The sequence below is a fragment of the Actinosynnema sp. NPDC053489 genome (assembly GCF_044544865.1).
GTDB lineage: Bacteria > Actinomycetota > Actinomycetes > Mycobacteriales > Pseudonocardiaceae > Actinosynnema.
Genome location: NZ_JBITXT010000002.1, coordinates 38,574 through 60,664, shown reverse-complemented (window position 1 = coordinate 60,664; position 22,091 = coordinate 38,574). Strand labels below are relative to the sequence as shown.

General features: G+C 72.1%; 24 protein-coding genes. 13 read left to right on the top strand and 11 right to left on the bottom strand.

Annotated features, from left to right (window positions below):
- The first annotated feature begins 116 nt into the window (after positions 1–116).
- The 3 genes from ACIGNX_RS03225 (at position 117) to ACIGNX_RS03215 (ending at position 2,305) form a co-directional block, all read left to right on the top strand.
- Positions 117–950, top strand: a complete 834-nt coding sequence (locus ACIGNX_RS03225) for a glutamate ABC transporter substrate-binding protein (RefSeq protein ID WP_396535780.1) — start codon at positions 117–119, stop codon at positions 948–950.
- A gap of 58 nt (positions 951–1,008) precedes the next feature.
- Positions 1,009–1,782: a GntR family transcriptional regulator gene (locus tag ACIGNX_RS03220; protein ID WP_396535778.1), complete on the top strand. Its 774-nt coding sequence runs from the start codon at positions 1,009–1,011 to the stop codon at positions 1,780–1,782.
- A gap of 196 nt (positions 1,783–1,978) precedes the next feature.
- Complete coding sequence (locus tag ACIGNX_RS03215) at positions 1,979–2,305, top strand: hypothetical protein (RefSeq protein ID WP_396535776.1); 327 nt, start codon at positions 1,979–1,981, stop codon at positions 2,303–2,305.
- Positions 2,306–2,385: 80 nt separating this feature from the next.
- Here the strand turns inward: ACIGNX_RS03215 and ACIGNX_RS03210 are convergent, their stop codons facing one another.
- The 6 genes from ACIGNX_RS03210 to ACIGNX_RS03185 form a co-directional block, all read right to left on the bottom strand.
- Positions 2,386–3,210 carry a hypothetical protein gene (locus ACIGNX_RS03210; RefSeq protein ID WP_396535774.1) on the bottom strand — a complete coding sequence of 275 codons (825 nt, stop codon included), beginning with the start codon at positions 3,208–3,210 and terminating at the stop codon, positions 2,386–2,388.
- On the bottom strand, positions 3,207–3,758 hold the full coding sequence (locus ACIGNX_RS03205) for a hypothetical protein (RefSeq protein WP_396535772.1): 552 nt from the start codon (positions 3,756–3,758) through the stop codon (positions 3,207–3,209). Before ACIGNX_RS03205 ends, ACIGNX_RS03210 begins: the two co-directional genes overlap by 4 nt.
- 95 nt (positions 3,759–3,853) lie before the next feature.
- Positions 3,854–4,657 carry an ABC transporter permease gene (locus tag ACIGNX_RS03200; protein ID WP_396535770.1) on the bottom strand — a complete coding sequence of 268 codons (804 nt, stop codon included), beginning with the start codon at positions 4,655–4,657 and terminating at the stop codon, positions 3,854–3,856.
- Positions 4,654–5,619 carry an ATP-binding cassette domain-containing protein gene (locus tag ACIGNX_RS03195; protein ID WP_396535768.1) on the bottom strand — a complete coding sequence of 322 codons (966 nt, stop codon included), beginning with the start codon at positions 5,617–5,619 and terminating at the stop codon, positions 4,654–4,656. The genes ACIGNX_RS03200 and ACIGNX_RS03195 overlap by 4 nt, the downstream gene beginning before the upstream one ends.
- Positions 5,620–5,711: 92 nt before the next feature.
- Positions 5,712–6,452, bottom strand: coding sequence for an HNH endonuclease (locus ACIGNX_RS03190; RefSeq protein ID WP_396535766.1), 741 nt, complete (start codon positions 6,450–6,452; stop codon positions 5,712–5,714).
- Positions 6,449–7,783 (bottom strand): AAA family ATPase, encoded by a 1,335-nt coding sequence (locus tag ACIGNX_RS03185; protein ID WP_396535764.1) that lies wholly within the window; start codon positions 7,781–7,783, stop codon positions 6,449–6,451. The genes ACIGNX_RS03190 and ACIGNX_RS03185 overlap by 4 nt, the downstream gene beginning before the upstream one ends.
- A gap of 207 nt (positions 7,784–7,990) precedes the next feature.
- Between ACIGNX_RS03185 and ACIGNX_RS03180 the strand changes: the two genes are divergently transcribed.
- Positions 7,991–8,845, top strand: coding sequence for a helix-turn-helix domain-containing protein (locus tag ACIGNX_RS03180; RefSeq protein ID WP_396535762.1), 855 nt, complete (start codon positions 7,991–7,993; stop codon positions 8,843–8,845).
- Positions 8,842–9,018 carry a DUF397 domain-containing protein gene (locus ACIGNX_RS03175; protein ID WP_396535761.1) on the top strand — a complete coding sequence of 59 codons (177 nt, stop codon included), beginning with the start codon at positions 8,842–8,844 and terminating at the stop codon, positions 9,016–9,018. The genes ACIGNX_RS03180 and ACIGNX_RS03175 overlap by 4 nt, the downstream gene beginning before the upstream one ends.
- A gap of 418 nt (positions 9,019–9,436) precedes the next feature.
- Here the strand turns inward: ACIGNX_RS03175 and ACIGNX_RS03170 are convergent, their stop codons facing one another.
- Genes ACIGNX_RS03170 through ACIGNX_RS03160 form a run of 3 tightly spaced genes read right to left on the bottom strand, consistent with a single transcriptional unit; the run spans position 9,437 to position 12,559 of the window.
- Entirely contained in the window at positions 9,437–10,933 is a 1,497-nt protein-coding gene (locus ACIGNX_RS03170; RefSeq protein ID WP_396535759.1) for an aldehyde dehydrogenase (NADP(+)), read from the bottom strand.
- The gene (locus ACIGNX_RS03165; RefSeq protein WP_396535757.1) at positions 10,930–11,751 is read right to left on the bottom strand and encodes an NAD-dependent epimerase/dehydratase family protein; all 822 of its coding nucleotides are present in this window, start codon (positions 11,749–11,751) and stop codon (positions 10,930–10,932) included. Before ACIGNX_RS03165 ends, ACIGNX_RS03170 begins: the two co-directional genes overlap by 4 nt.
- A gap of 25 nt (positions 11,752–11,776) precedes the next feature.
- Positions 11,777–12,559, bottom strand: coding sequence for an IclR family transcriptional regulator (locus ACIGNX_RS03160; protein WP_396535755.1), 783 nt, complete (start codon positions 12,557–12,559; stop codon positions 11,777–11,779).
- 715 nt (positions 12,560–13,274) lie between these two features.
- Between ACIGNX_RS03160 and ACIGNX_RS03155 the strand changes: the two genes are divergently transcribed.
- The 5 genes from ACIGNX_RS03155 (at position 13,275) to ACIGNX_RS03135 (ending at position 17,897) form a co-directional block, all read left to right on the top strand.
- Positions 13,275–14,177: a 5-dehydro-4-deoxyglucarate dehydratase gene (locus ACIGNX_RS03155; protein ID WP_396535753.1), complete on the top strand. Its 903-nt coding sequence runs from the start codon at positions 13,275–13,277 to the stop codon at positions 14,175–14,177.
- Positions 14,174–15,430 carry a glucarate dehydratase family protein gene (locus ACIGNX_RS03150; RefSeq protein ID WP_396535751.1) on the top strand — a complete coding sequence of 419 codons (1,257 nt, stop codon included), beginning with the start codon at positions 14,174–14,176 and terminating at the stop codon, positions 15,428–15,430. Before ACIGNX_RS03155 ends, ACIGNX_RS03150 begins: the two co-directional genes overlap by 4 nt.
- 14 nt (positions 15,431–15,444) lie before the next feature.
- Positions 15,445–16,551 (top strand): hypothetical protein, encoded by a 1,107-nt coding sequence (locus ACIGNX_RS03145; protein ID WP_396535749.1) that lies wholly within the window; start codon positions 15,445–15,447, stop codon positions 16,549–16,551.
- Positions 16,552–16,804: 253 nt separating this feature from the next.
- Positions 16,805–17,284 carry a hypothetical protein gene (locus ACIGNX_RS03140; protein WP_396535747.1) on the top strand — a complete coding sequence of 160 codons (480 nt, stop codon included), beginning with the start codon at positions 16,805–16,807 and terminating at the stop codon, positions 17,282–17,284.
- 79 nt (positions 17,285–17,363) lie between these two features.
- Entirely contained in the window at positions 17,364–17,897 is a 534-nt protein-coding gene (locus ACIGNX_RS03135; protein ID WP_396535745.1) for a hypothetical protein, read from the top strand.
- A gap of 19 nt (positions 17,898–17,916) precedes the next feature.
- On the opposite strand, the gene ACIGNX_RS03130 is transcribed toward ACIGNX_RS03135, so the two are convergent.
- Positions 17,917–18,171, bottom strand: coding sequence for a hypothetical protein (locus tag ACIGNX_RS03130; protein WP_396535743.1), 255 nt, complete (start codon positions 18,169–18,171; stop codon positions 17,917–17,919).
- A gap of 106 nt (positions 18,172–18,277) precedes the next feature.
- Between ACIGNX_RS03130 and ACIGNX_RS03125 the strand changes: the two genes are divergently transcribed.
- Both ACIGNX_RS03125 and ACIGNX_RS03120 read left to right on the top strand, forming a co-directional pair.
- A complete protein-coding gene (locus tag ACIGNX_RS03125) occupies positions 18,278–19,123 on the top strand; it encodes a helix-turn-helix domain-containing protein (RefSeq protein WP_396535741.1) in 846 nt (281 codons plus the stop codon).
- Complete coding sequence (locus ACIGNX_RS03120; RefSeq protein WP_396535739.1) at positions 19,123–19,311, top strand: DUF397 domain-containing protein; 189 nt, start codon at positions 19,123–19,125, stop codon at positions 19,309–19,311. Before ACIGNX_RS03125 ends, ACIGNX_RS03120 begins: the two co-directional genes overlap by 1 nt.
- A 3-nt stretch (positions 19,312–19,314) precedes the next feature.
- Here the strand turns inward: ACIGNX_RS03120 and ACIGNX_RS03115 are convergent, their stop codons facing one another.
- Positions 19,315–20,988 (bottom strand): fumarate hydratase, encoded by a 1,674-nt coding sequence (locus ACIGNX_RS03115; RefSeq protein ID WP_396535737.1) that lies wholly within the window; start codon positions 20,986–20,988, stop codon positions 19,315–19,317.
- 87 nt (positions 20,989–21,075) lie between these two features.
- On the opposite strand from ACIGNX_RS03115, the gene ACIGNX_RS03110 reads away from it, so the two are divergent.
- Positions 21,076–21,996, top strand: coding sequence for a phosphotransferase family protein (locus ACIGNX_RS03110; protein WP_396535735.1), 921 nt, complete (start codon positions 21,076–21,078; stop codon positions 21,994–21,996).
- Positions 21,997–22,091: the final 95 nt, after the last annotated feature.

The window sequence follows — 22,091 nt, the reverse complement described above, 5'->3', positions numbered from 1 at the left end:
CCCCGAGGTCGATCTTGATCGATCAGGTGCGCCCCGTCCCGCCCGTGCTCTGGACCAACCCCGTTGAGCCGCCTAGGTTTCCGGCAACTCCGAGGAAGCTCCCGAAAAGGGGAAGAATGGCTCTGGCACCGCTGCGCGCCCTGGTTGTGGCGTGTTCCGCCGCGCTTGTCCTCGCGTCGTGCTCCACCGGTGACGACGCCACCGTCGCCGGCAAGGCGGACAGCTCCAGCGAGCTGACCATCGCCGTGGCGTACGACCAACCAGGTCTCGGCGTGCGCCGCCTGGACGGCACCTATCGCGGCTTCGACGTCGACGTCGCCCGCTACGTCGCGCGGGAGCTGGGCGTCGACGACTCGGGCATCAAGTTCACCGAGGCGACGCCCTCGGAGCGGGAGAAGCTGCTCACCACCGGTGCCGCGGACCTCGTCGTGTCCAGCTACTCGATCACCGACAAGCGCAAGGAGGTCATCGACTTCGTGGGCCCGTACTTCGTGGCGGGGCAGGACCTGCTCGTGCGGCTGACCGACGAGCGGATCACCGGGCCGGAGTCGCTGAACTCCGGCAACCTCAAGCTGTGCTCCGTGGCGAACACGACCTCGGCGCAGCACGTGAAGGACCGGTTCGCGCAGTCCGTGGCGCTCGTGGAGTACCCGAACTTCAGCGACTGCGTCACCGCGCTGCTGGCCGAGCAGGTCGACGCCATGACCACCGACGACGTGATCCTCGCCGGGTACGCGGCGCAGAACCCGGAGCTGCTGCGCGTGGTCAACAAGCCGTTCAGCAGGGAGGAGTACGGCATCGGCATGCGCAAGGGCGATCCCACCAGCAAGGCGAAGGTCGCCGCCGCCGTTCGGAAGATGATGGACACCGGCGAGTGGCGCAAGTCGTTGGAGGCCAACGTGGGTGCCTCCGGTTACGCCATCCCGGACCCGCCGCAGCTCACGGCGTGATCTTCGACCCACTCCGTCGGCGGTCCGACCGGCCCGTCCCGCCCCGTACGCTCGGCGCGTGCATGCCTCGCCTCACGTGCCGCAGTACCGGGCGGACGGGCCGGTCCGCGCCGGCATCCCGGAGCACGGCCGCGTCCCCCGCTACTACGCGGTGAAGAACGAACTGCTGTGGCTGGTCGACGCGCTCGGGGAGGGCACGGCGCTGCCGCCGGAGCGGGAGCTGGCGGAGCGGTTCTCGGTGTCGCGGGTGACGCTGCGCCAGGCGGTCGCGGAGCTGGTGCTGGAGGGCAAGCTGCAACGCCGCCAGGGCAGCGGCACCTTCGTCGCGCCGCCGAAGCTAGTGCAGCCGCTGGCCCTGCTCAGCTACACCGAGGGCATGCGCAGGCAGGGCGTGGAGCCCACCCGCGGGGTGATCACCGTGGAGCACCTGCCCGCGGACGACGTGCTGGCGCGCGACCTGCGGGTCGGGCGCGGCGACCGGGTCGTCCACCTGGAGCGCGTGCTGCTGGCCGACGGTGAGCGGATCGGCCTGGAATCGGCCTACCTGTCGGCCGCGCGGTTCCCGACCCTGCTGGAGGTCTTCGACCCGACGACGTCGCTGCACGCGTGCCTGACCGACCAGTTGGGCGTGGTGTTCGCCGAGGCCGAGGAGCGGGTGGAGACGGTGCTGGCGACACCGCGCGAGGCGCTGCTGATCGGCACGAACCCGGCGCTGCCGATGCTGCTGCTGCACCGCGTGGCCCACGACGACACCGGTGAGCCGATCGAGCGGGTGCGGTCGCTGTACCGGGGCGACCGGTTCAGCTTCGTGGCGCGGCTGCGGGCCCGGTAGCCGCCGTTCGACCGTCCACTGAGGACATGAGAGTGGGATGGCGGCCGTGACCCGACCGGTGGTCCACCGTTAGCGAATCTTGCCCTGGAACCGCCCGTTGGCAGCACGTTGCGCGCGCCCGGCGGAGGTACCGTTGGTGCCCTGGGACGTGAGTCCTCCTCACCCGCGACGGCGCGGGGGAAGCGGGGGTGGCGCCGTGACGTTCAAAGAGGAGTTCCTGCGGGAGCTCGAGGGCTGCCTGGACGGGTACGGCGCGGTGCCGGTGGCCGACCCGGACGCCCTGGCCCGGTTCGTCGACTACGTCCGGCGGCTGCCGGAGGACGACCCGCGGCTGCGGTGCCTCGACGGCGTCGACCGGGGTTCGGGCTCGTTCTGGAACAACCCGGCGGTGTGGTGGGAGCAGGTGCCCCGGTTCGGCGTCGGGTCGACGGACTGCCCGGAGCTGCTCGACCGGATGCTGGACGAGGCGATCAGCGACGAGGTCGACGTGCTGGAGATGGAGATCAGGGAACTGCCCGGCTGACGCCGGCCGGTGGTGGGTTCACCCGTTGTGCACCTGGGTCGCCAGAGGCACGACGGGGAGTCCCCACCACCGGCCGGCGGTCAGACGGACAGGAGGCGGTCGAAGAACGTGCGGTAGCGCTTGAGCGCCTGCCGCAGCTCCTCGGTCTCCACCTCGTCACCGCGCTGCCACTGCTCCTCCAGCGAGTGCTTGTGCTGCGTGAAGGTCGTGGCGAGGGTCTGCATCACCTGGGCGACCAGCTCGTCGGCCCGCTGCACGGCCTCGCGCGGGTCGTCGACGAAGTCGGCCTGGAGGGCGCGCCACTCGGCCTGGTAGTCGGCCGCGTCGTCCTCGGTGAACAACCGGGCGTCACCCTCGGCCGCGGGGACGTCGGACGGCTTGGCGCGGTCCTGCCCCGTCGCGGTGGCCGCGTCGGTCGTGCCGCCGGTCGCGGCCACCTCGTCGGTCGCGGCCACCTCGTCGGTCGTGGTGAGGCCGTCGGTCGCGGTCGTGCCGCGGGTCGTGGCCGCCTCGTCGGTCGTGGTGAGGTCGTCGGTGTGCTCCCGGTAGGAGGTCGCGTCGTCCTGCGCGGTCCGGTCGTGGGCGGTTTGGTCGTGGGCGGCCGGCTCCCCGTCGGTGACGCGGCCGTCGTACGCGGTCCGGTCGTCGTCCGCGACGCGGTCGCCGTAGCCGTCGGACCCGTCGGTGACCCGCGTGTCGTAGGCGTCGGCCCGGCCGTCGGTGACGCCGTCGCCGTGCCCGGTCCACTCCTCGTGCCCGGCGGTCCCGCGGCCGTTGGTGTCGTGCCCGGCGGTCTCGTGGTCGAAGCCGTCGCGGCCGGTCTGGTCGGGCACCACGCCGTCACGCCCGGTCGGCGTGCGCTCGGCGAAGTCCTCGGTGGTCAGGTGTTGCCGGTGCTCGGTCATCGCCGCGCCCCTTCCCGGTCGTCGCCCAGCAGGTCCTCGAACACGGTGCGGTAGTGGACCATCGCGTTGCGCAGGTCCTCGGTGGTCGCCTCGCCGCGGTCCTTGCGCTCGGCGATCGAGTGCGCCTCGCGGAAGTGGTCGAGGGTGCGGGCGTGGCCGACGGACAGCATCTTCTCGCTGCGCTCGTACCCCTCGGTGGGGTAGCCGCGTTCGGCCATCAGGTCGGTGAGCAGCTGGTCCGCCTGGCTCACCGCCTCGTTCGGCTCGTCGACGAACCGCTCCTGGACCGCGGTCCAGTTGCGGGCGTAGTTCTCGCGGGTGGCGGCGTCGAGCGCGCGGAGCTCCAGCTTCGAGTGCTCCCGCTCGCGCTCCGCCAGTTCGCGTTCCGCCGCCATGCGGCTGCCGTTGTGTTCCAGCGCGCGGTCGTACTCGGGACCGAACTTCGAGCGCAACCTCTTGCGCTGCATGAGGAACTTCGCCAGCACCGCGATCGCGGCCAGTACGACCAGCACGACGACGATCACGCCGATGGTGGTACCGGTGGACATCTGCGCCTCCTCAGGCTCTGTTGTCCACCGGCTACCCGTCGCCCGCCCGATCCGAAACCTGTTCGACTCTTGACAAACCGCCGGCCGTGTAAGGGCTAGCGCGCCACCGCCTTGCGGTACTGCCGGATGGCCAGCGGCACGAAGATCAGCAGGAACACGACGACCCAGACCAACGTCATCAGCACCGGGTGCTGCAACGGCCACGCCCTCGGCGCGGGCGCCAGCGGGTTGGTGTTGCCGAACAGCTCCCGCGCCGCCGCCGTCACCGCCGACACCGGGTTCCACTCGGCGAACGCCTTCAGCGGACCGGGCAGGTTGCTCTCCTGCACGAAGGTGTTCGCGATGAACGTCAGCGGGAAGATCGCGATGAAGGAGGCGTTGTTGAACACCTCCGGGCTGCGCACCGACAGCCCCACGATCGCCATGCCCCACGACACCGCGTACGCGAACAGCAGCAGCAGGGCGAACCCGGCCAGCGCCTCCAGCGGCGAGGAGTGGATGCGCCAGCCGACGATCAACCCCGTCACCGACATCACCAGGACCACGATCACGTTGTTCACCAGGTCGCTGGTCGTCCGCCCGATCAGCACGGCCGACCGCGCCATCGGCAGCGACCGGAACCGGTCGATCACGCCCTTCTGGATGTCCTCGGCCAGGCCGCTGCCCGTGATCGTCGAGCCGAACACCACCGTCTGCGCGAAGATCCCCGCCATCAGGAACTCGCGGTAGTCCATGCCCGGGATGGCGATCGAGCCGCCGAACACGTACGCGAACAGCAGCACGAACATGATCGGCGACAACGTCGAGAAGACGAGCAGGTCCGGGACCCGCTTGACCTTGATGAGGTTGCGCTTGGCGACCACCGCGCCGTCGCCCAACGCCTGCGTGAACGAGCTCATGCTCCCTGCTCCCCCTGCTTCTCCTCGGTGGCGTGACCCGTCAGCGCGAGGAACACGTCGTCCAGCGTCGGCCTGCGCAGGCCGATGTCGAGCACCTTCACCGACTCGGCGTCCAGCCGCCGCACGCCTTCCACCAGCACCTCCGCCCCGCCCGACACCGGCACGGTCAGCCGCTGCCCGCGCTCGTCGGTGCTGATCTCGGCGATGGCCAGCGGCGCCAGCGCCGCCCGCGCCGTGGCCGCGTCCTGCGGCGACCCGACGGTCAGCTCCAGCCGCTCCCCGCCGACCTGGTCCTTCAACTTGTCCGCGGTGCCCAGCGCGATCACCCGGCCGTGGTCGATCACGGCGATCTCGTCGGCGAGCCGGTCGGCCTCCTCGAGGTACTGGGTGGTCAGCAGCAGCGTGGTGCCGCCCGCCACCAGTTCCGCGATCACGTCCCACATGCCGAGCCGGCTGCGCGGGTCCAGGCCCGTGGTCGGCTCGTCGAGGAACAGCACCCGCGGCGAGGCGACCAGCGCGCCCGCCAGGTCGAGCCTGCGGCGCATGCCGCCCGAGTAGCCCTTCACCGGCCGGTCCGCCGCCTCCACCAGGTCGAACCGCTCCAGCAGCTCGCGCGCCCGCTCCCGGCTGCGCTTGCGGCCCAGGTGGTAGAGCCGGCCCACCATGTCGAGGTTCTCGAACCCGGTGAGGTCCTGGTCCACGGCCGCGTACTGGCCGGACAGCCCGATCCGGCGGCGCAGCTCCCCGGCGTCGGCGACGACGTCGAGCCCGGTGACGGTCGCCCTGCCCTCGTCGTGCTCCAGCAGGGTGGTGAGCACCCGCACCGTCGTCGTCTTGCCTGCGCCGTTGGGGCCGAGCAGGCCCATGACGGTCCCCTCCGGCACCACCAGGTCGAGGCCGTCGAGGGCGATGACCTTCCCGTAGCGCTTGACCAGTCCCTCGGCCACGATCGCGTCTGCCATGCGGGCCATGATGGACCGGGGGTCCGACAATCGCAGGCGATTTCCCCGATCCGCGGTGCGAGCCCGAAGCCCCGTCGGTCCGGTGTGGGCGGTCAGGCCAGCAGCTGGGCCCTCAGCTCGTCGTCCCGCAGCACGGGCAGCGCCCACGGCGACTCCTCGAACACCCGCTCCGCGCCCGGTGACCGGGCCAGCCGCAGCATCGCCTGGCACACGTCGGCGAACGGCTGCCCGCGCACCGTCAGCACGGCGTCGCGCACGTCGTCCGCCGCGCCCCGCTCGCGCCCGGCCGCCCACCGCGCCAGGCACATCAGCACGACCCGCCGCGCGTGCACCCGGCCCTGCGTCAGCACGGGGCGGTTGAGCCCGCACACGTCGATGGTCGCCTCGCCCTTCGCCGTGCGCGCCACGTACACGCCCAGCGACAGCGTGAGCAGCAGGTGGTCGAACGGGTCCTCGGTGGTCGGGTCGACCAGCAGCGGCGTGCCGTCCCCGGCCACGGGGAACCGGTCCCGCTTGAGGTTGCTGTTGCACGTCGAGCAGGCCAGCAGGTGGTTCAGCCAGTCGAACGTGCGCAGCGGGTTGCGCGACAGCGGCTCGAAGTGGTCGATGTCGGTGCCCTGGCTGTCGCCGCAGTACATGCACCGCTGGTAGCCCGGTGCCATGCCCTCCAGCAGCCGGCGCAACGGCGCGTGCACGCCCCGCCGCACCGCGGCCTGCTTCCACAGCGCGCGGGCGGCCCGCGCGGGGTTCGCGGCCCCGCCGATCTCGGCGGTCAGCCCGGGCAGCCGGCCCGCCAGGTCGGCGGGCAGCGCGGGCCGGACGAGTCGGATCACGCGTCGTCGCGTTCCAGGCGCGCGGCCACCTCGCGCGTGCGGGCCACGGGCGAGCTGGTCAGCAGCGCCCGCAGCTCGTCGTAGCGGCGCACCGCCCGCTCGTCGGCCGTGCCGCCGATCACCGCGACCTCCAGCTCCACCAGCTCGGCGCGCAGCTCCTGCGCGCGCTCGGAGTAGGGCGTGTCCAGGCCGAACAGCTCCGAGAGCACCGCGTCGTCGCCGCTGCCGTAGACGATCCTCTCGTAGAGGTCCCGGTCGACAACCCTCGGTGGTTCCTGCTGGTCGGGGCCGGGCAGTCGGATCAGCCCGCCCGGGTCGGCGGCCTGGCACAGGTACGGGCTGTGCGTGGTGACGATGAACTGGATGTTCGGGAAGTGCTCCTTGAGCCAGCCGCCGATGCGCTTCTGCCAGGACACGTGCAGGTGGGCGTCCACCTCGTCGATGATCACCACGCCGGGCGCGGTCAGGGCGAGCCCGTGCGCGGTCGGCGCGGTCTTCAGGTCGCCGTAGGAGCCGTGGATCTGCTTTATCAGGTCGACCACCAGCGCGGCGACGGTCCGGTAGCCGTCGCTCATCTCGCGCAGCGGGAACCGGTGGCCGCCGCTGACCACCCACAGGCCGTCGGAGTCGACGCCCTCGATGCGGTAGTCGTCGGGCAGCAGGCCGTCCGACAGCACGCCCAGCGCGACCGTCTTCAGCTCCTCCGCGCCGGGCCTGCGCTCCAGCGACCGCAGGTGCTGCTCGATCAGCCAGCCCACGCCCTCGGCCAGCGACGCGTCCTCGTGGAAGAGGCTGGCCAGCCGCGACACCGGGCCGTGGCTGAGCATCAGCCGCTGCGCGTCGCCCGCGCCGCCCACGAGCCGGCGGAACGGCCCGTAGGCCGCGCAGAACCACCCCGTCGGGTTGTCCTGCCACGGACCGCGCGGCGCGGCGGTCTTGCTGCCCTCCAGCTTCTCCCGCAGCGACGGCTGGAGGCCGCGCCGGGTCGGCCGGCTGTCCTCGTCGGGCATCGTCCAGCCCAGGCCGGCCCACAGCCTGCCCTCGGGCGGGCGGCCCTTGCCGAACCGCTCCACCCGCCGGTCGTGCGTGAACTGGACCTGCACCACGCCCTCGCGCTGGCCCGCGGTGACCCAGTTGTCGAAGTCGGGCACCAGGTTGCGGGCCACGGCGGGACCGCTGACGGCCAGCGCGATCGCCCTGAGCAGCGAGGTCTTGCCCGACCCGTTGCGGCCCGCGATGACCGTCCAGCCGGGCGCGGTGAGCTTGAGGTCGACTTCGCGGGCGCCGTGGAACCCCTTGACGTTCCGCAGCCGGACCTGCGAGATGTACATGTGGGCAGACTGTAGTCCGGGCTGATCGCCGGTCGGGGTCGTCGGGCTCGTCCCGCGGGTGCCGCCGCCGCCCCGGGGCGCAACCGACGACGTGGCGGGCGTGAGGGCGTATATGCACCTTCGAGGACGCTCGATCTAGTGAAGGGCGACGGGCCGCGAAACCGCACTAGGGTGTTCGCAGTTCTTGTCCAGCGAGGAGAGATCCGCATGGCAGCCGTCCAAACCCGACGCAAGCGCAAGCTGGGGCAGTTCCTCAACGCCCTGCGCAAGCGAGCGGGCAAGACCGAGCTCGACTACCACGCGCTGACGCGGAAGACCCAGTCGACGCTGTCGCGGATGGAGAACGGGTACATCAGTCCGAGTTGGACCGAGCTGAGCGCCCTGCTGGCGCTCTACGGCGCCACCGACGCCGAGCGGCGCGAGGCGGAGGCGCTGTGGGAGGACGCCAAGCAGGACGGCACGCGCCTGGTGTACGCCGCCGCGTTCACGCCCGAGGCCCGGACCTACGCCCGGCAGGAGGCGGACGCGACCGAGGTCCGCACCATCGAGATGATCGTCATCCCGGGCCTGCTCCAGACGCCCGCCTACGCGGCGGCGATCCGGCTCGCCGGCCGGCGGTTCATGGACCCGTCGGTCCCGGTGGAGCAGGTGACCGCCGCGCTGGCGAACCGGCAGCGCCGGTTGCCCGGGCTGCGGTTGCACGCGGTGATCGACGAGGCGGCGCTGCACCGGACCGTCGGCGGACCGGCGGTCATGCGCGAGCAGTTGTCGCATCTGCTGGAGAAGGGGAAGCAGGACAACATCACGATCCAGGTGGTCCCGTTCGGCGCCGGCGCCCACGGGACCATGTCGGGCGGCGGCGTGACCGCGCTCCGCTTCGACGAAAGTGATCCTTCGGCCGTGTACCTGGAGTACGCGGGTGGCGGCAAGTGGGTGGACAATCGCGCCGATGTGCAGAAGTACCTCTTGCACTTCGACGAAATGGTGAGCGAGGTCGCCCTGTCGCCCAAGGAGTCGGCCTCGTTGATCAGAAAACTGGCAACCGCACTGAAGGACACATGAACAACGACAAGGCGTGGCGCAAGAGCACCTACTCCGGCGCGGGGAACAACTGCGTCGAGCTGGCCGTGGGACGGGGCACGACCAGCGTCAGGGACAGCAAACGACCCGGCCCGAGGCTGATCTTCGCGGAACGTCCCTTCCGCGCCTTCCTCACCGCCCTGCGGCAATCCTGAGCGCGATACCGAACCCGCCGTCGCCCACGGTGCCGCGGTCGCCGTCGCGCCGTGGGCGGCGGCCTTCCCGCACCGCGACAACGTGAGCGCCCCTCGGTTCATTACGCCGAAAATGCGCATTTCCGTTGATGTTCCTCACCCGCTCGGGTGACATTTGATCGATCCATAATGGACCATTGTTCAGGCGGTTCGCGAAATCGCCACCCCGTCCGCGACGCTCCGGCGCGGTCCCGTGTCGCCACATTCGGTGGTCGGAGGGGCGTGGCGGGCCGAACCGCTACAGTGGGTAATGTCCGGACCGGTGGGTCCGCTCCCACTGGCGTCCACAGAGGACAGTCCCCTGTGGACGGTTGTCGGTGACCCCGCCCGGACCGGTCGACGCGGCGCCGACCGGTCGGGCCGATCCGCCGGGCGGGGGTCAGTGGACCCCGAGCACCCCGTCCACCCGCCGCGGGATGCCCAGCGGGTTGCCCTCGCGCAGCTCGGCGGGCAGCAGGTCGTCCGGCCAGGACTGGTAGGTCACCGGGACCAGCCACCGCCGGATCGAGGTCGCGCCCACGGACGTGTGGAGCGGGACGGTGGTGGCCGGCCACGGGCCGCCGTGGTGCATGCCCCAGGCCACCGCGACACCCGTCGGCCAGCCGTTGAAGATCAACCGGCCCACGACCGGCCGCAGGGCCTCGGCGACGCGCCCCGCCTGCTCGTGCTCGGTCCCGGCGGCGTGCACGGTGCCGGTGAGGCTGCCCGGCAGGCGGGGGAGGACCGGCTCCAGCTCGGCCGGGTCGGTGTAGGTGACCACGACCGCGGCCGGGCCGAAGTGCTCCTCGGTGAGCTTGTCCAGGTGGTCGGCGAACGTCGCGAGCGGCACCTGGAACAGGCGCGGTTCGACGCTCCAGCCCTTTTCGGGCGCGGTGCCGGCGGCCACCAGGTCGGCCAGGCCCGAGGCGGCCAGCTCGTCGGTTCCCGAGCGGTAGGAGTCGGACATCCGCTCGTTCAGCATCGGGCCGCCCGCGGCGGTCGAGACGGCGTCCGCCAGGGCGGGCACCAGCGAGGCCGGTGCGAACAGCAGGCCCGGGTTGGTGCAGAACTGGCCCACGCCCAGCGTCAGCGAGCCGACGAACTCCGCCGCGAACCCCTCCGGCCGCGCGGCGGCGGCGTCCGGCAGCACCACGGTCGGGTTCACGCTGCCCAGCTCGCCGTAGAACGGGATCGGGTCGGGGCGCGCGTTGGCCCGGTCGAACAGCGCCCGCCCGCCCGCCGTGGACCCGGTGAAGCCGACCGCCCGGATCGCCGGGTGCTCGACCAGCGCCACGCCGGCCTCCTGCCCGTGCACGATCCCGAACACGCCCGGCGGCACGACGGACGCGACGACCCGTGCCGTCTCGTGCGACGTGCCGGGGTGCGACGGGTGCGCCTTCACGATCACCGGGCAGCCGGCGGCCAGCGCGGACGCCGTGTCACCGCCCGCCACGGAGAACGCGAACGGGAAGTTCGACGCCGCGAACACCCCGACCGTCCCGAGTGGACGGAGCAGGCGCCGCAGCACGGGCCGCGGCGGGACGATGCCCGGGTCCGCCGAGTCCAGCGTCGCCTCGACGTAGCTGCCCTCGCGCAGCACCTCGCCGAACAGCCGCAGCTGGTTCGTGGTGCGCTTCAGCTCCGTGGTCAACCGCGGCACGCCCAGCGCCGTCTCCGCGTCGGCCAGCGCCACCAGCGAGTCCGCCGAGGCGTCCAGCGCGTCCGCCACGGCGTCCAGCACCGAGGCCCGCTCGGTAGCCGGCAGCGCCGACCAGGCCGGGAACGCCGCCGCACCGGCCCGCGCCAGCTCGTCGACCTCGACCTGCGAGGTCTCCGGCACGGCGTCGCCCACCGGCTCGCCGGTCCTGGGGTCGAACCCCTGCACGCCGCCGCTCATCGACCGGCCTCCTTCACGGCGGTGTCGAACTCGGGCGTGCACCACGCGCCACCCAGGTACGCCAGGGCGGGGGAGTCGGGCGCGGGCTCGCCGGCGGCCAGGACCTCCTCGGCGAACACCTCGGAGTCGTCCTCCGACTCGTACCCCAGGGCCTCGGCCTCGGTCAGCGAGAACCACCGCCGCGTGTTGTCCGACACGCCCCACACCACCCGGAACCCGGGCGACGGGGCCGACAGGCACGCCTCGAACAGCCGCGCGCCGTCGTCCGGCGACAGCCACGTCGACAGCATCCGCGCGTCGCGCGGCTTCTCGAAGCACGACCCGATCCGGACCGCGATCACGTCCAGCCCGTACCGCGACGCGTACAGGCTGCCCAGCGCCTCCAACGCCACCTTGCTCACGCCGTAGTACGTGTCCGGCTTGGGGAACAGGTAGTCGCCCGCCTCGCCGGCGGACCGCTCGTGGTAGCCGACGGCGTGGTTGGAGCTGGCCAGCACGACCCGCGGCACCCCCGCCCGCCGCGCCGCCTCCAGCACCACGTGCGTGCCGTTGATGTTGACGTCCAGGATCTCCGCCCACGGCCGCTCCAGGCTGTGCCCGCCGAGGTGGATCACCGCGTCGACGCCCGCGCACGCCTCCTCCATGGCGTCCTGGTCGGTGACCGAGGCCGTGACCAGCTCGACGCGCTCGCCGTCGGTGGCGGGGGGCAGGGGCGCGATGTCGAGCAGGCGCAGGGTCCGGTCCGGCGCGGCGAGCCGGCCGCGCATCAGCGTGCCGACCACGCCGGCGGCGCCGGTGATCAGGATTCGTGCGGTCACGTCGAGACCTTTCGCGGTAGCGGGATCAGCGGCCGAACTGGCGCAGCAGTTCGGTGATGGTGCGGGCGGCGTGCAGGAGCGCCTCGACGACCTGGCGCTCGTGGTCGGGGTCGAGCCTGCCCAGCGGCACCGAGCAGCTCATCGCGTCGAGCACCGGGTTGCGGTAGGGCAGGGCGACGGCGAAGCAGCCCAGGCCGGGCGTGTTCTCCTCGCGCTCGTGGGCGTACCCGACCGCGCGGAACCCGGCGAGCTGGGCGTGCAGCGCCGGCCGCTCGACGACCGTGTTCGGCGTCAGCGGCGCGAGCCGGGCGGGCAGGATCGCGTCGACCTCGGCGGGCGTGCGGGCGGCCAGCAGCGCCTTGCCCAGCGACGTCGAGTGCGCGGGCAGCCGCCTGCCGACGCGGGACACCACGCGCAGGTGGTGCTCGGACTCACGGCTGGCCAGGTAGACCACGTCCGCGCCGTCGAGGCGGGCCAGGTGGACCGTCTCGTTGATCTCCCGGCGCACCTGCTCCATCACCCGGATGGCGACCTGCACCACCGGGTCGTGGTCGAGGTACGACGTGCCGACGAGCAGGGCGCGCACGCCGATGCCGTACGTGCCGCGGGTGGGGTCCAGCTCCACCCAGCCCCGGGCGACGAGCGTCTGCAACAGCATGTAGAGGCTCGACTTCGGGTAGCTCAGCTCGCGGTGCAGTTCGGTCAGGGTCAGCGGGCGGTCCGACGCCGACAGCACTTCGAGCAGTTCCACAGTCCGATCGGCCGACTTGACCGCGTTCGGCCGAGCGGGTGACGCGGGTCCAGTCACCAAGTCCTCCACGGGAAACGTTCCGGCAACACGCACTTGACACGTCGCTGCGCCGATTCTTACAGTCCGCCCAACACGTTCACAAGTACGACCCCGCTTCACATATATGAACAGTACGGCCGTGAACAGGAGTCGCCGTCCATGACACTCTCCCGCCGGTGCGCCACGGCCCTCGCTGTAGTGACCGTCGCGGGTTCCGCCACGCACCCCACCAGCGGGTACGCGTCGACGCGCCGCCGCGCGCCGGCCCGGACCCGGACGTGGCGCACGGTCCGCCCGACCGCGGTCGGTGGTGATCCTCCCGGCGCGCGGCTCCGCGCCGAGGGCCGCCCCGTCCCGACCGCGGCCTCCGCCGAACCGGTGAACCCGCCCGCGCGGGAGGGGTCGCGCACCACCCGGACCCGGCTCGCCCGCTCGCCCGGGGCGGTCCGGTGACACCGGTCGACACCGCCCGAGACGTGGGGGCGACGGCTCGTGGCGGCGGTGCCGTCGCAGCCCACTCCGCGGGGCGACCCCGACGCAGGGGTCGCCCCGCGGAACCGCACCCGAACCACTGCCACGTCGGCGGGGACCCGCTCATCAACGCCGATGGTGCCCCTGCTGCTCCACCTCGCCGCCGGTGCGCCCGCCGCCTGCGCGCCGCCGCGCGGGGAACCGCGAAAGTCCTTCCTGCGTGGGATCACCACCGGAGCGATCAAGGGATGAAGGTCTGGGTATGCAACTGGATGGGGTGCTGTTCTTCCCGGTGACGCCGTTCGACGCCGACGGCGCGCTCGCGGAGGACGTGCTGGCCGAGCACGTGAAACGAGGGGTGGCGGCGGGTGCGGGCGGCGTGTTCGTCGCCTGCGGCACCGGCGAGTTCCACGCGCTGGAGCCGTCGGAGGTCGAACGGGCGGTGGCCGTCGCGGTCGAGGCGACCGCAGGCCGGGTGCCGGTGTTCGCGGGCGCGGGCGGCCCGCTGCCGACGGCCAGGCTGATCGCCCGGTCCGCCGAGCGGGTCGGCGCGGACGGGTTGCTGCTGCTGCCGCCCTACCTGGTCTCGAACCCGGCCAGGGGGCTGGTGCGGTACGTGACGGAGGTGGCGGGCGCGTCGGGCCTGCCGCTGATCGTCTACCAGCGCAACAACGCGGTCTTCACGCCGGAGACGGCGGTCGAGGTCGCGTCGCTGCCCACCGTCGTCGGGTTCAAGGACGGGCTGGGCGACATCGACCTGGTGCACCGGATCGTGCTGGCGGTGCGCTCGTCGGTGGAGAAGCCGTTCCAGTTCTTCAACGGCCTGCCGACTGCGGAGCTGACCGTGCCCGCGTACCGGGGCATCGGCGTGGAGCTGTACTCGTCGGCGGTGTTCTGCTTCGCGCCGGAGATCTCGCTCGGCTTCTACAACGCCGTGCGCGGCGGTGACGACGCGCTGGTCAACCGGTACCTGCTGGAGTTCTACAAGCCGCTGGTCGAGCTGCGCGACAAGGTGCCCGGCTACGCCGTGTCCCTGGTGAAGGCGGCGGTCCGCGCCACGGGCCTCGACGTCGGCGGCGTCCGCGCGCCGCTGCTCGACCCGACGCCCGAGCACGTGGCGGAGCTGGAGAAGGTCGTCGCGGCGGGCCGGAGCCTGTCGGCATGAGGATCACCGGCATCACCGTCACCCCCGTCGCCTTCCCCGACCCGCCGCTGCTCAACTCGGTCGGCGTGCACGAGCCGTGGGCGCTGCGCACGATCGTGGAGGTGCGCACCGACGAGGGGATCTCGGGCCTCGGCGAGAGCTACGGCGACCTCGGCCACCTCAACCGGATGCGCACGGCCGCGCCCGCGCTCGTCGGCCTGGACGTGCACGCGCTGAACGAGATGCACGCGCGGATCGCGGCCGCGCTGGGCGGCGAGGCGGGGTCGGACCGGCACGGGCTCACCGGCCCGCTCACCGTCGAGTCCACTGTGGACCGCGTGTTCTCGCCGTTCGAGGTGGCGACCTGGGACATCCGCGGCAAGGCGCTCGGCCGCCCGGTCAGCGACCTGCTCGGCGGCGCGGTGCGGACCGCCGTGCCCTACAGCGCCTACCTGTTCTACAAGTGGGCCGGGCACCCCGGCGCGGAACCCGACGAGTTCGGCGAGGCGCTCGACCCCGACGGCATCGTGGCGCAGGCGCGGTCGCTGGTCGAGCGGCACGGGTTCGGGTCGATCAAGCTCAAGGGCGGCGTGTACCCGCCGGAGCGGGAGGTCGAGGCGATCCGGGCGCTGCGCGAGGCGTTCCCGGACCACCCGCTGCGGCTCGACCCCAACGCCGCGTGGACGCCCGAGACGTCGCTGGGGGTCGCGGAGGAACTCGACGGCGTGGTCGAGTACCTGGAGGACCCGGCACCCGGGATCGACGGGATGGCGCGGGTCGCGGCACGCGCGCCGATGCCGTTGGCGACGAACATGTGCGTGATCGCGTTCGAGCACATCGCGCCCTCGGTGGAGGCGGGCGCGGTGCAGGTCATCCTGTCCGACCACCACTACTGGGGCGGCCTGTCGCGGTCCAAGGAGCTGGCCGGGATCTGCCGGGCGTTCGGCATCGGGCTGTCCATGCACTCCAACTCGCACCTGGGCATCAGCCTCGCCGCGATGACGCACCTGGCGGCGGCCACGCCCAACCTGAACTACGCGTGCGACACGCACTACCCGTGGAACCGCGCGCACGACGTGATCACCACGCCGTTCACCTTCGTGGACGGCGCGGTGCCCGTGCCGACCGCGCCCGGCCTCGGCGTCGAGCTGGACCGCGACGCGCTGGCGCGGCTCGCGGAGAACTACCGCACGTGCGGGCTCGTGCAGCGCGACGACACCGGCTACATGCAGCAGCACGACCTGTCCTACGAGAGGAAGCGCCCCCGGTGGTGACCACCGTTGCCCACTTGTACCCCTGGGACGTCGTCGGCGACCCGTCCGCCGTCGACCGGATCGCCTCGCTCGGCGTGGACGCGGTGGCGCTGGCCGCCTCGTACCACACCGTGCGGGCCGCGACGCCGTTCCACCCCGAGCACCGGGTGGTCGACGCGCGGCACGCGGCGTTCTACCTGCCCGTGCGGGAGGAGGCGTGGCGGGGCAAGCGGTTGCGGCCCGTCGAACCGTCCTGGGTGGACGGTGACTCCTACACGGCCGCGTCGGACGCCCTGCGCGCGGCGGGGTTGCCGGTGTACGCGTGGACTGTGCTGACGCACAGCAGCCGGTTGGGCGACGCTCACCCGGACGTGGCGGTGCGCAACGCGTTCGGGGACGTGTACCCGTACGCGCTGTGCCCGTCGAACGAGGACGTGGTGGAGTACGCGCGGACGCTGGTGTCCGAGGTGCTGGAGCTGGGGCGGCCGGACGGGGTCGTGCTGGAGGCGTGCGGGCCGCTCGGGTTCTTCCACGGCGGGCACCACGAGAAGACCGACGGCGCGGACTGGACGGCCGTGCAGCAGAAGCTGCTGTCGTTGTGCTTCTGCGGGGCGTGCTCCGGGCGGTACGAGGACGTGGACGGGCTGCGCGCGCTCGTGCGCGCGGGGGTGGACGGCGGTGCGGCCGCGGTCGAGGAGGCCCTGGGTGAGCGGGCCGAGTCGGTGCGCGCGGTCCGCACGGGCATCCCGCGTTCGCTGCGGCGGGAGCTGGTGGGGTCGATCCGGTCCGCGTCCCCGTCCGCGCGGGTCGTCGTGCACGCCACGGCCGACCCGTGGGGCACCGGGCCGTTCGCCACGGTGGCGGGGGGCGTCGACGCGGACGTGGACGTGCTGACGGTGACGTGCTGGCCGGGGGTGGAGGCGTCGCTGCCGGCGATCCGCGCCCTGCGCGCGGAGTCGGACGCGCGGACCGCCGCCTACGTGCTGGCCCTGCCACCGCGGCCCGCCGACGGCGACGAGCTGCTCGGGGAGTGGCTCGCCTACGTCGAGGCCGGCGTCGACGAACTCCACCTCTACCACGCGGGCCTGGCCTCCCCGACCCGCCTGACCACCCTCCGTCAAACCCTCACCAACCTCCCCTGACCCGGCGAGAGTCCAACGCTCGAGCGCCGAGAGTCCAACGCTCGAACCGCGAGAGTCCAACGTTCGCGTCGCGAGAGTCCAACGCCCACGACACCCGAGTTCAACACTCGGCATACCGAGCGGTCGGTCGAACGTTGAACTCACGGTGCCTGAACGTTGGACTCTCGCGCGTTGAGCGTTGGACTCTCGCGCGGGTGGGTGAATGTGAAGAAGGGTGGGCAACCCGGGGTGGGTGGTGGTCCGTCCTCGGTGCATGAGAAGCCTGGGAACCGCTGTCGGCGCCGGCGTGCTGCTGGTCGTGCTGGCGGCCTGCGCCACGTCCACGCCCGTCGGTGCGGGGAACGGGGGACCGACGCTCACCACGTCGGCCGCGCCCGCCTCGTCCTCCGCCGAACAGCCGGAGTTCGAGAGCCCCGTCCCACCCGGCGGAAAGGAAGTGCCGGCGGAGCGGCTGGACGCGAGCGCCGTCCCCGAAGGCACCCCCACCACCACCTGGACCGAAGGTGACGGCAGCGTGCTCGGCGTCATCGCCCAGGAGGCCGGCTGCGGCAAGGCCAGCGTCGAGGTCGCCGAGCAGAACGCCCAGGCCGTGACGGTGGTGCTGGTCGAGACCACGCCGCTCGACCAGCAGGTCTGCACGATGGACATCCGCTACCCGCCGCTCACGGCGAAGCTGGACGCGCCGCTCGGCGACCGCAAGGTCGTCCTCACCACCCGCCAGGACCAGAAGTGACCCCCGGTGCCCGGCCGACCCCCCGTCGGCCGGGCACCGCCCTTGCAACCCCCGCCGTCCCGACTACCGTCCTGGGACCATGAGACACGTCAAGGTCGTCGTCGCCTCGTTCGCCCTGCTGGCCCTCGCCGGGTGCACCACCGAGGCCAACGCGCCGTTCGGCCAGTCGTCCACCCGCGCGGCGACGACCGGTTCCTCGGCTGCGCCGACAACGTTGTCATCCACGACCGGGACCACGACCGGTTCCACGAGCGGGTCCCAGCCGATGCCCCCACCGCCGCAGACCAGCGCGGCACCGCTGGAAGGGGGACCCACGGAGGTCCCGCCGACGCAGGTCGACAGCGGCGCGCTCGGCTACCAGGGCCAGGCGTGGACGTCGGCGGATGCCCGCACGATCCGCCTCAACGGCTCCGAAGGCGGCTGCGACCGGGTGCGGGCCGAGGTCACCGCCCAGTCCGGCGACCAGGTGCTGATCACCCTCGTCACGACCAAGTACACCGACGTCGCCGCCGCCTGCACGGCCGACCTGCGCGACGTGCCGCTGAACGTCACCCTCGACGCGCCGCTGGGCTCGCGCCGAATCACGCTGGAGACCCGCGAAGAGACCCCGTGACGGGAAGGCCCGCCGCACGTCACCCGGCCGTCGCGAAGGACGCCACCCCGTCCCACGCCAGCCACAGGTCGCCGTCGACCCGGTCCTCGTCCGCCACGATCGTGCCCGTCTCGCCGACGTAGAGCCCCAGGTCGCAGCGGTGCGCGGCCAGGGCGCGCACCATCCACGCGCGCAGGTCCTCCGCGCCGTCGGCGGGCTCCCGCGTGATCTGCCGGAAGAACCCGCCGCTCGCGGACGTCTCGATCACGCTCAGCTGGTGGAAGCGCAACCCCATCGCAGTCACTCCCCGATCATGCTTGTATACTCTCCGAATCCGGGACGACTATCTCGTATGTACAGCATGTGGACAAGTCCCGATCGGGTGATGATCGAGGAGAGCGATGACCAGCCCACACCGCAGTGCCGCCCGCATCCAGATCGGCACCACGCTGCGTCGCATGCGCGAAGAGGCGGGCGTGCCCCGCGAGCGGGTCGGCGAGGTGCTGCACTGCACGATGACCAAGGTCAGCAACATCGAGAACGCGATCAGCGGCGTCAAGCAGGCCGAGCTGGAGAAGCTGCTCGACCTCTACGGTGCCGACGACGCGACCCGCGAGGACCTGCTGACGCTCAACTCCGAGGCCCACCGGCGCCGGCCCAAGAGCAAGATCGGCGGCCCGATCCCGCCCTGGCTCCGCCGCATCCTCGACGTCGAGGCCATCGCCACCGAAGCCCTCTACACCTCCTTCGAGCTCATCCCCGCGGTCCTCCAGACGGAGCACTACGCCCGTGCGCTCATGACGGGTGTCGGCCTCGACGGCGAGGTGCTGGAGAAGCACCTCCAACTGCGCCTGGAACGACGGGCGCTGCTGACCGACCGCGAGCCGCCGCTGCGGTTGTGGGCGGTGGTCGCGGAACCCGCGTTCCGGGCCAACATCGGCGGTCCCGAGGTCATGCGGGACCAGCTCAAGCACCTGCTCGCCATGACCGAGCTGGAGAACGTCGTGGTGCAGGTGATGCCGCAAGGGGCCGGGGCGCACGCGTTGTCCGGTACTACGCTGACCTTGTTCCGGCTGCCCGCGAAACTCCCGTCGCTGGTCAGCGTCGACACCCCGTTCGGGGACCACTTCGAGGACGGGCCCAACCACGTGGAGAAGACGAGCCGCTGGTTCGACTACACGCGTGCGAAGGCGTTGGGGGTGGAGGAGAGCCGCGAACTCCTGACCCGGATCACGGAGGAAACCTGATGACCCTGAAGCCCGGCGAGTGGACCAAGTTCAGCGGCGGTGGTTCGAACTGCGTCGAGGTCATGCGCACGGCCGACGAGGTGCTCGTCCGCAACAGCAACCGGCCGGAAGAAGCCCCACAGCGCTTCACCCTGAGCGAGTGGGACTTCTTCACGCGCGGTGCCAAGCTCGGCGTGTTCGACCTGTAGGAGCTACTTCCGGAACGAGATCTGGAGGGTCGGGGCGGAGGTCTCGGCGAAGAAGTCGTTGCCCTTGTCGTCCACCACGACGAACGCCGGGAAGTCCTCCACCTCGATCTTCCAGACCGCCTCCATGCCCAGCTCGGGGTACTCCAGCACCTCGACCTTGCGGATGCAGTCCTGGGCCAGCCGCGCGGCCGGGCCGCCGATCGAGCCCAGGTAGAACCCGCCGTGCGCCTGGCAGGCGTTCGTCACCTGCTTGGACCGGTTGCCCTTGGCCAGCATCACCAGCGACCCGCCGGCGGCCTGGAACTGCTCGACGTAGGAGTCCATCCGCCCCGCCGTCGTCGGCCCGAACGACCCGGAGGCGTACCCCTCGGGCGTCTTGGCCGGTCCGGCGTAGTACACCGGGTGGTCCTTGAGGTACTGCGGCATGGGCTCGCCCGCGTCCAGCCGCTCCTTGATCTTGGCGTGCGCGATGTCGCGCGCCACGACCAGCGGGCCGGTCAGCGAGACGCGGGTCTTCACCGGCAGCTTCGACAGGGTCTCGCGGATCTCCGTCATCGGCCGGGTCAGGTCGATCTTCACGACCTCGTCGGACAGGTCCTCGCCGGTCACGTCCGGCAGGAAGTGCGCCGGGTCGCGCTCCAGCTGCTCCAGGAAGATGCCCTCGGGGGTGATCTTCGCCTTGGCCTGGCGGTCCGCCGAGCACGACACCGCGATGCCGACCGGGCAGGACGCGCCGTGCCGGGGCAGCCGGATCACCCGCACGTCGTGGCAGAAGTACTTGCCGCCGAACTGCGCGCCGATGCCGAAGTTGCGGGTCAGCTCCAGCACCTGCTGCTCCAGGTCGACGTCCCGGAACGCGTGCCCGGCGGCGGAGCCCTCGGTGGGCAGGCCGTCGAGGTAGCGGGCGGAGGCGAGCTTGGCGACCTTCAGGTTCTGCTCGGCCGACAGGCCGCCGACGACCACGGCGAGGTGGTAGGGCGGGCACGCGGCCGTGCCGAGGGAGCGCAGCTTCTCGTCCAGGAACTTCGCCAGCCGCGAGGGGTTCAGCAGCGCCTTCGTCTCCTGGTACAGGAACGTCTTGTTGGCCGAGCCGCCGCCCTTGGCCATGAACAGGAACTCGTACTTGGGCTCCACGCCCGGCGCGGTGAACAGGTCGATCTGGGCGGGCAGGTTGGTGCCGGTGTTGCGCTCGTCCCAGAACGTCACCGGCGCCATCTGCGAGTAGCGCAGGTTCAGCTCCTGGTACGCCTCGAAGATGCCCCGCGACAGGGCCTCCTCGTCGGTGCCGCCGGTCAGCACGGACTCCGTGCGCTTGCCCATCACGATCGCCGTGCCGGTGTCCTGGCACATGGGCAGCACGCCGCCCGCGGAGATGCACGCGTTGCGCAGCAGGTCCATCGCGACGAACCGGTCGTTGCCGCTGGCCTCGGGGTCGTCCACGATCGCGCGCAGCTGCGCCAGGTGCGACGGGCGCAGCAGGTGCTGGATGTCCCGGATCGCCTCCTTGGCCAGCAGCGTCAGCGCCGCCGGCTCGACCTGGAGGAACGTCCGACCGGCGGCCTCCACGACCGACACGCCGTCCGGCGTCACGAGCCGGTAGTCGGTGTGGTTGTCCTTGGCCAGGGGCAGGACGTCGGTGTACTGGAACGTCGGTGCCAGAAGGTTCGACGAGGTCACGTCGCGGGCTCCCTTGCGCGCTTCGGGTGCCGCCGAACTTATACCGATCACGCCGCCGCGTCCCGGCGGCGTGATGTGATTCGCGTCGTGGTCGACAGCCTCACCAAGCGCCGGCTCACCGCCGCCGAACTGGACGCCCTGGTCCGCCGCGCCCTGGGCGTGCCGCTCGCCGCGCACGTCGAGCTGACCGAGGGCATGTTCAACACCGCCTACCGGCTCACCGCCGCGGACGGCCGGGAGGCGGTGCTGAAGGTCGCGCCGCCGCCGGACGTGCCGCTGCTCACCTACGAGCGGGACCTGATGCGCACCGAGGCGCTGGCGTTCGAGCTGATGGCGGCCCGCGGCCTGCCCGTGCCGGGGGTGCTGCTGCACGAGGACGGGCTGCTGCTGATGACGGCGCTGCGCGGCGAGCCCTGGTCGTCGGCGCGGGCCCGGCTCACCGACGCCGAGCACGGCGCGCTGCGGCGGGAGCTGGGTGCCATCGTGCGGGAGCTGCACACCATCCGGGGTGACGTGTTCGGCTACGTGCAGGGGCCGAACGGCACGACGTGGCGCGGGGCGTTCACCGCGATGGTGGACGCGGTGCTGGCCGACGCGGAGCGGTTCGGGGTGGAGCTGCCGGACGTGCGGCCGGCGGTGGCGGCCCGCGCGCACCTGCTGGACGAGGTCACCGAGCCCGTGCTCGTGCACTTCGACCTGTGGGAGGCGAACATCTTCCTCGCCGACGGCCACGTGGAGGGGATCATCGACCCGGAGCGGGCGTTGTTCGGCGACCCGCTGGCCGAGATCGTGACCGTGGCGCTGTTCACCGACCTGGACGAGGACTACCTGGCCGGTTACGGCGTGCCGGGGTTCACCGGGGCGGAGCGGGCCCGGATCGCGCTCTACCGCGCGTACCTGTGCCTGGTGATGATCGTGGAGGGGGTGCCCCGCGGGTACGCGGGCGAGGAGCGCGAGGGGCACGTGCGGTTCTTCCGCGAGAAGCTCGCGGAGTACCTGGAGTTGTAGCCACCCCCGAACGGCCACCCGGAAACGCGGAAGGCCGGGCCGGCCCCCGACCGCCCCGACCTTCCTCAGCGCGCGACGACCTCCGCGGAATGGGG

Bases quoted from the DNA above. Each gene is read 5' to 3' on its own strand.
- ACIGNX_RS03125 (WP_396535741.1), top strand. From the start codon at position 18,278: ATGACCAGCCCACACCGCAGTGCCGCCCGCATCCAGATCGGCACCACG.
- ACIGNX_RS03135 (WP_396535745.1), top strand. From the start codon at position 17,364: ATGAGACACGTCAAGGTCGTCGTCGCCTCGTTCGCCCTGCTGGCCCTC.
- ACIGNX_RS03140 (WP_396535747.1), top strand. From the start codon at position 16,805: ATGAGAAGCCTGGGAACCGCTGTCGGCGCCGGCGTGCTGCTGGTCGTG.
- ACIGNX_RS03130 (WP_396535743.1), bottom strand. From the start codon at position 18,171: ATGGGGTTGCGCTTCCACCAGCTGAGCGTGATCGAGACGTCCGCGAGC.
- ACIGNX_RS03205 (WP_396535772.1), bottom strand. From the start codon at position 3,758: ATGTCCACCGGTACCACCATCGGCGTGATCGTCGTCGTGCTGGTCGTA.
- ACIGNX_RS03180 (WP_396535762.1), top strand. From the start codon at position 7,991: ATGGCAGCCGTCCAAACCCGACGCAAGCGCAAGCTGGGGCAGTTCCTC.
- ACIGNX_RS03175 (WP_396535761.1), top strand. From the start codon at position 8,842: ATGAACAACGACAAGGCGTGGCGCAAGAGCACCTACTCCGGCGCGGGG.
- ACIGNX_RS03120 (WP_396535739.1), top strand. From the start codon at position 19,123: ATGACCCTGAAGCCCGGCGAGTGGACCAAGTTCAGCGGCGGTGGTTCG.
- ACIGNX_RS03195 (WP_396535768.1), bottom strand. From the start codon at position 5,619: ATGGCAGACGCGATCGTGGCCGAGGGACTGGTCAAGCGCTACGGGAAG.
- ACIGNX_RS03170 (WP_396535759.1), bottom strand. From the start codon at position 10,933: ATGAGCGGCGGCGTGCAGGGGTTCGACCCCAGGACCGGCGAGCCGGTG.
- ACIGNX_RS03155 (WP_396535753.1), top strand. From the start codon at position 13,275: ATGCAACTGGATGGGGTGCTGTTCTTCCCGGTGACGCCGTTCGACGCC.
- ACIGNX_RS03150 (WP_396535751.1), top strand. From the start codon at position 14,174: ATGAGGATCACCGGCATCACCGTCACCCCCGTCGCCTTCCCCGACCCG.
- ACIGNX_RS03200 (WP_396535770.1), bottom strand. From the start codon at position 4,657: ATGAGCTCGTTCACGCAGGCGTTGGGCGACGGCGCGGTGGTCGCCAAG.
- ACIGNX_RS03185 (WP_396535764.1), bottom strand. From the start codon at position 7,783: ATGTACATCTCGCAGGTCCGGCTGCGGAACGTCAAGGGGTTCCACGGC.
- ACIGNX_RS03225 (WP_396535780.1), top strand. From the start codon at position 117: ATGGCTCTGGCACCGCTGCGCGCCCTGGTTGTGGCGTGTTCCGCCGCG.
- ACIGNX_RS03210 (WP_396535774.1), bottom strand. From the start codon at position 3,210: ATGACCGAGCACCGGCAACACCTGACCACCGAGGACTTCGCCGAGCGC.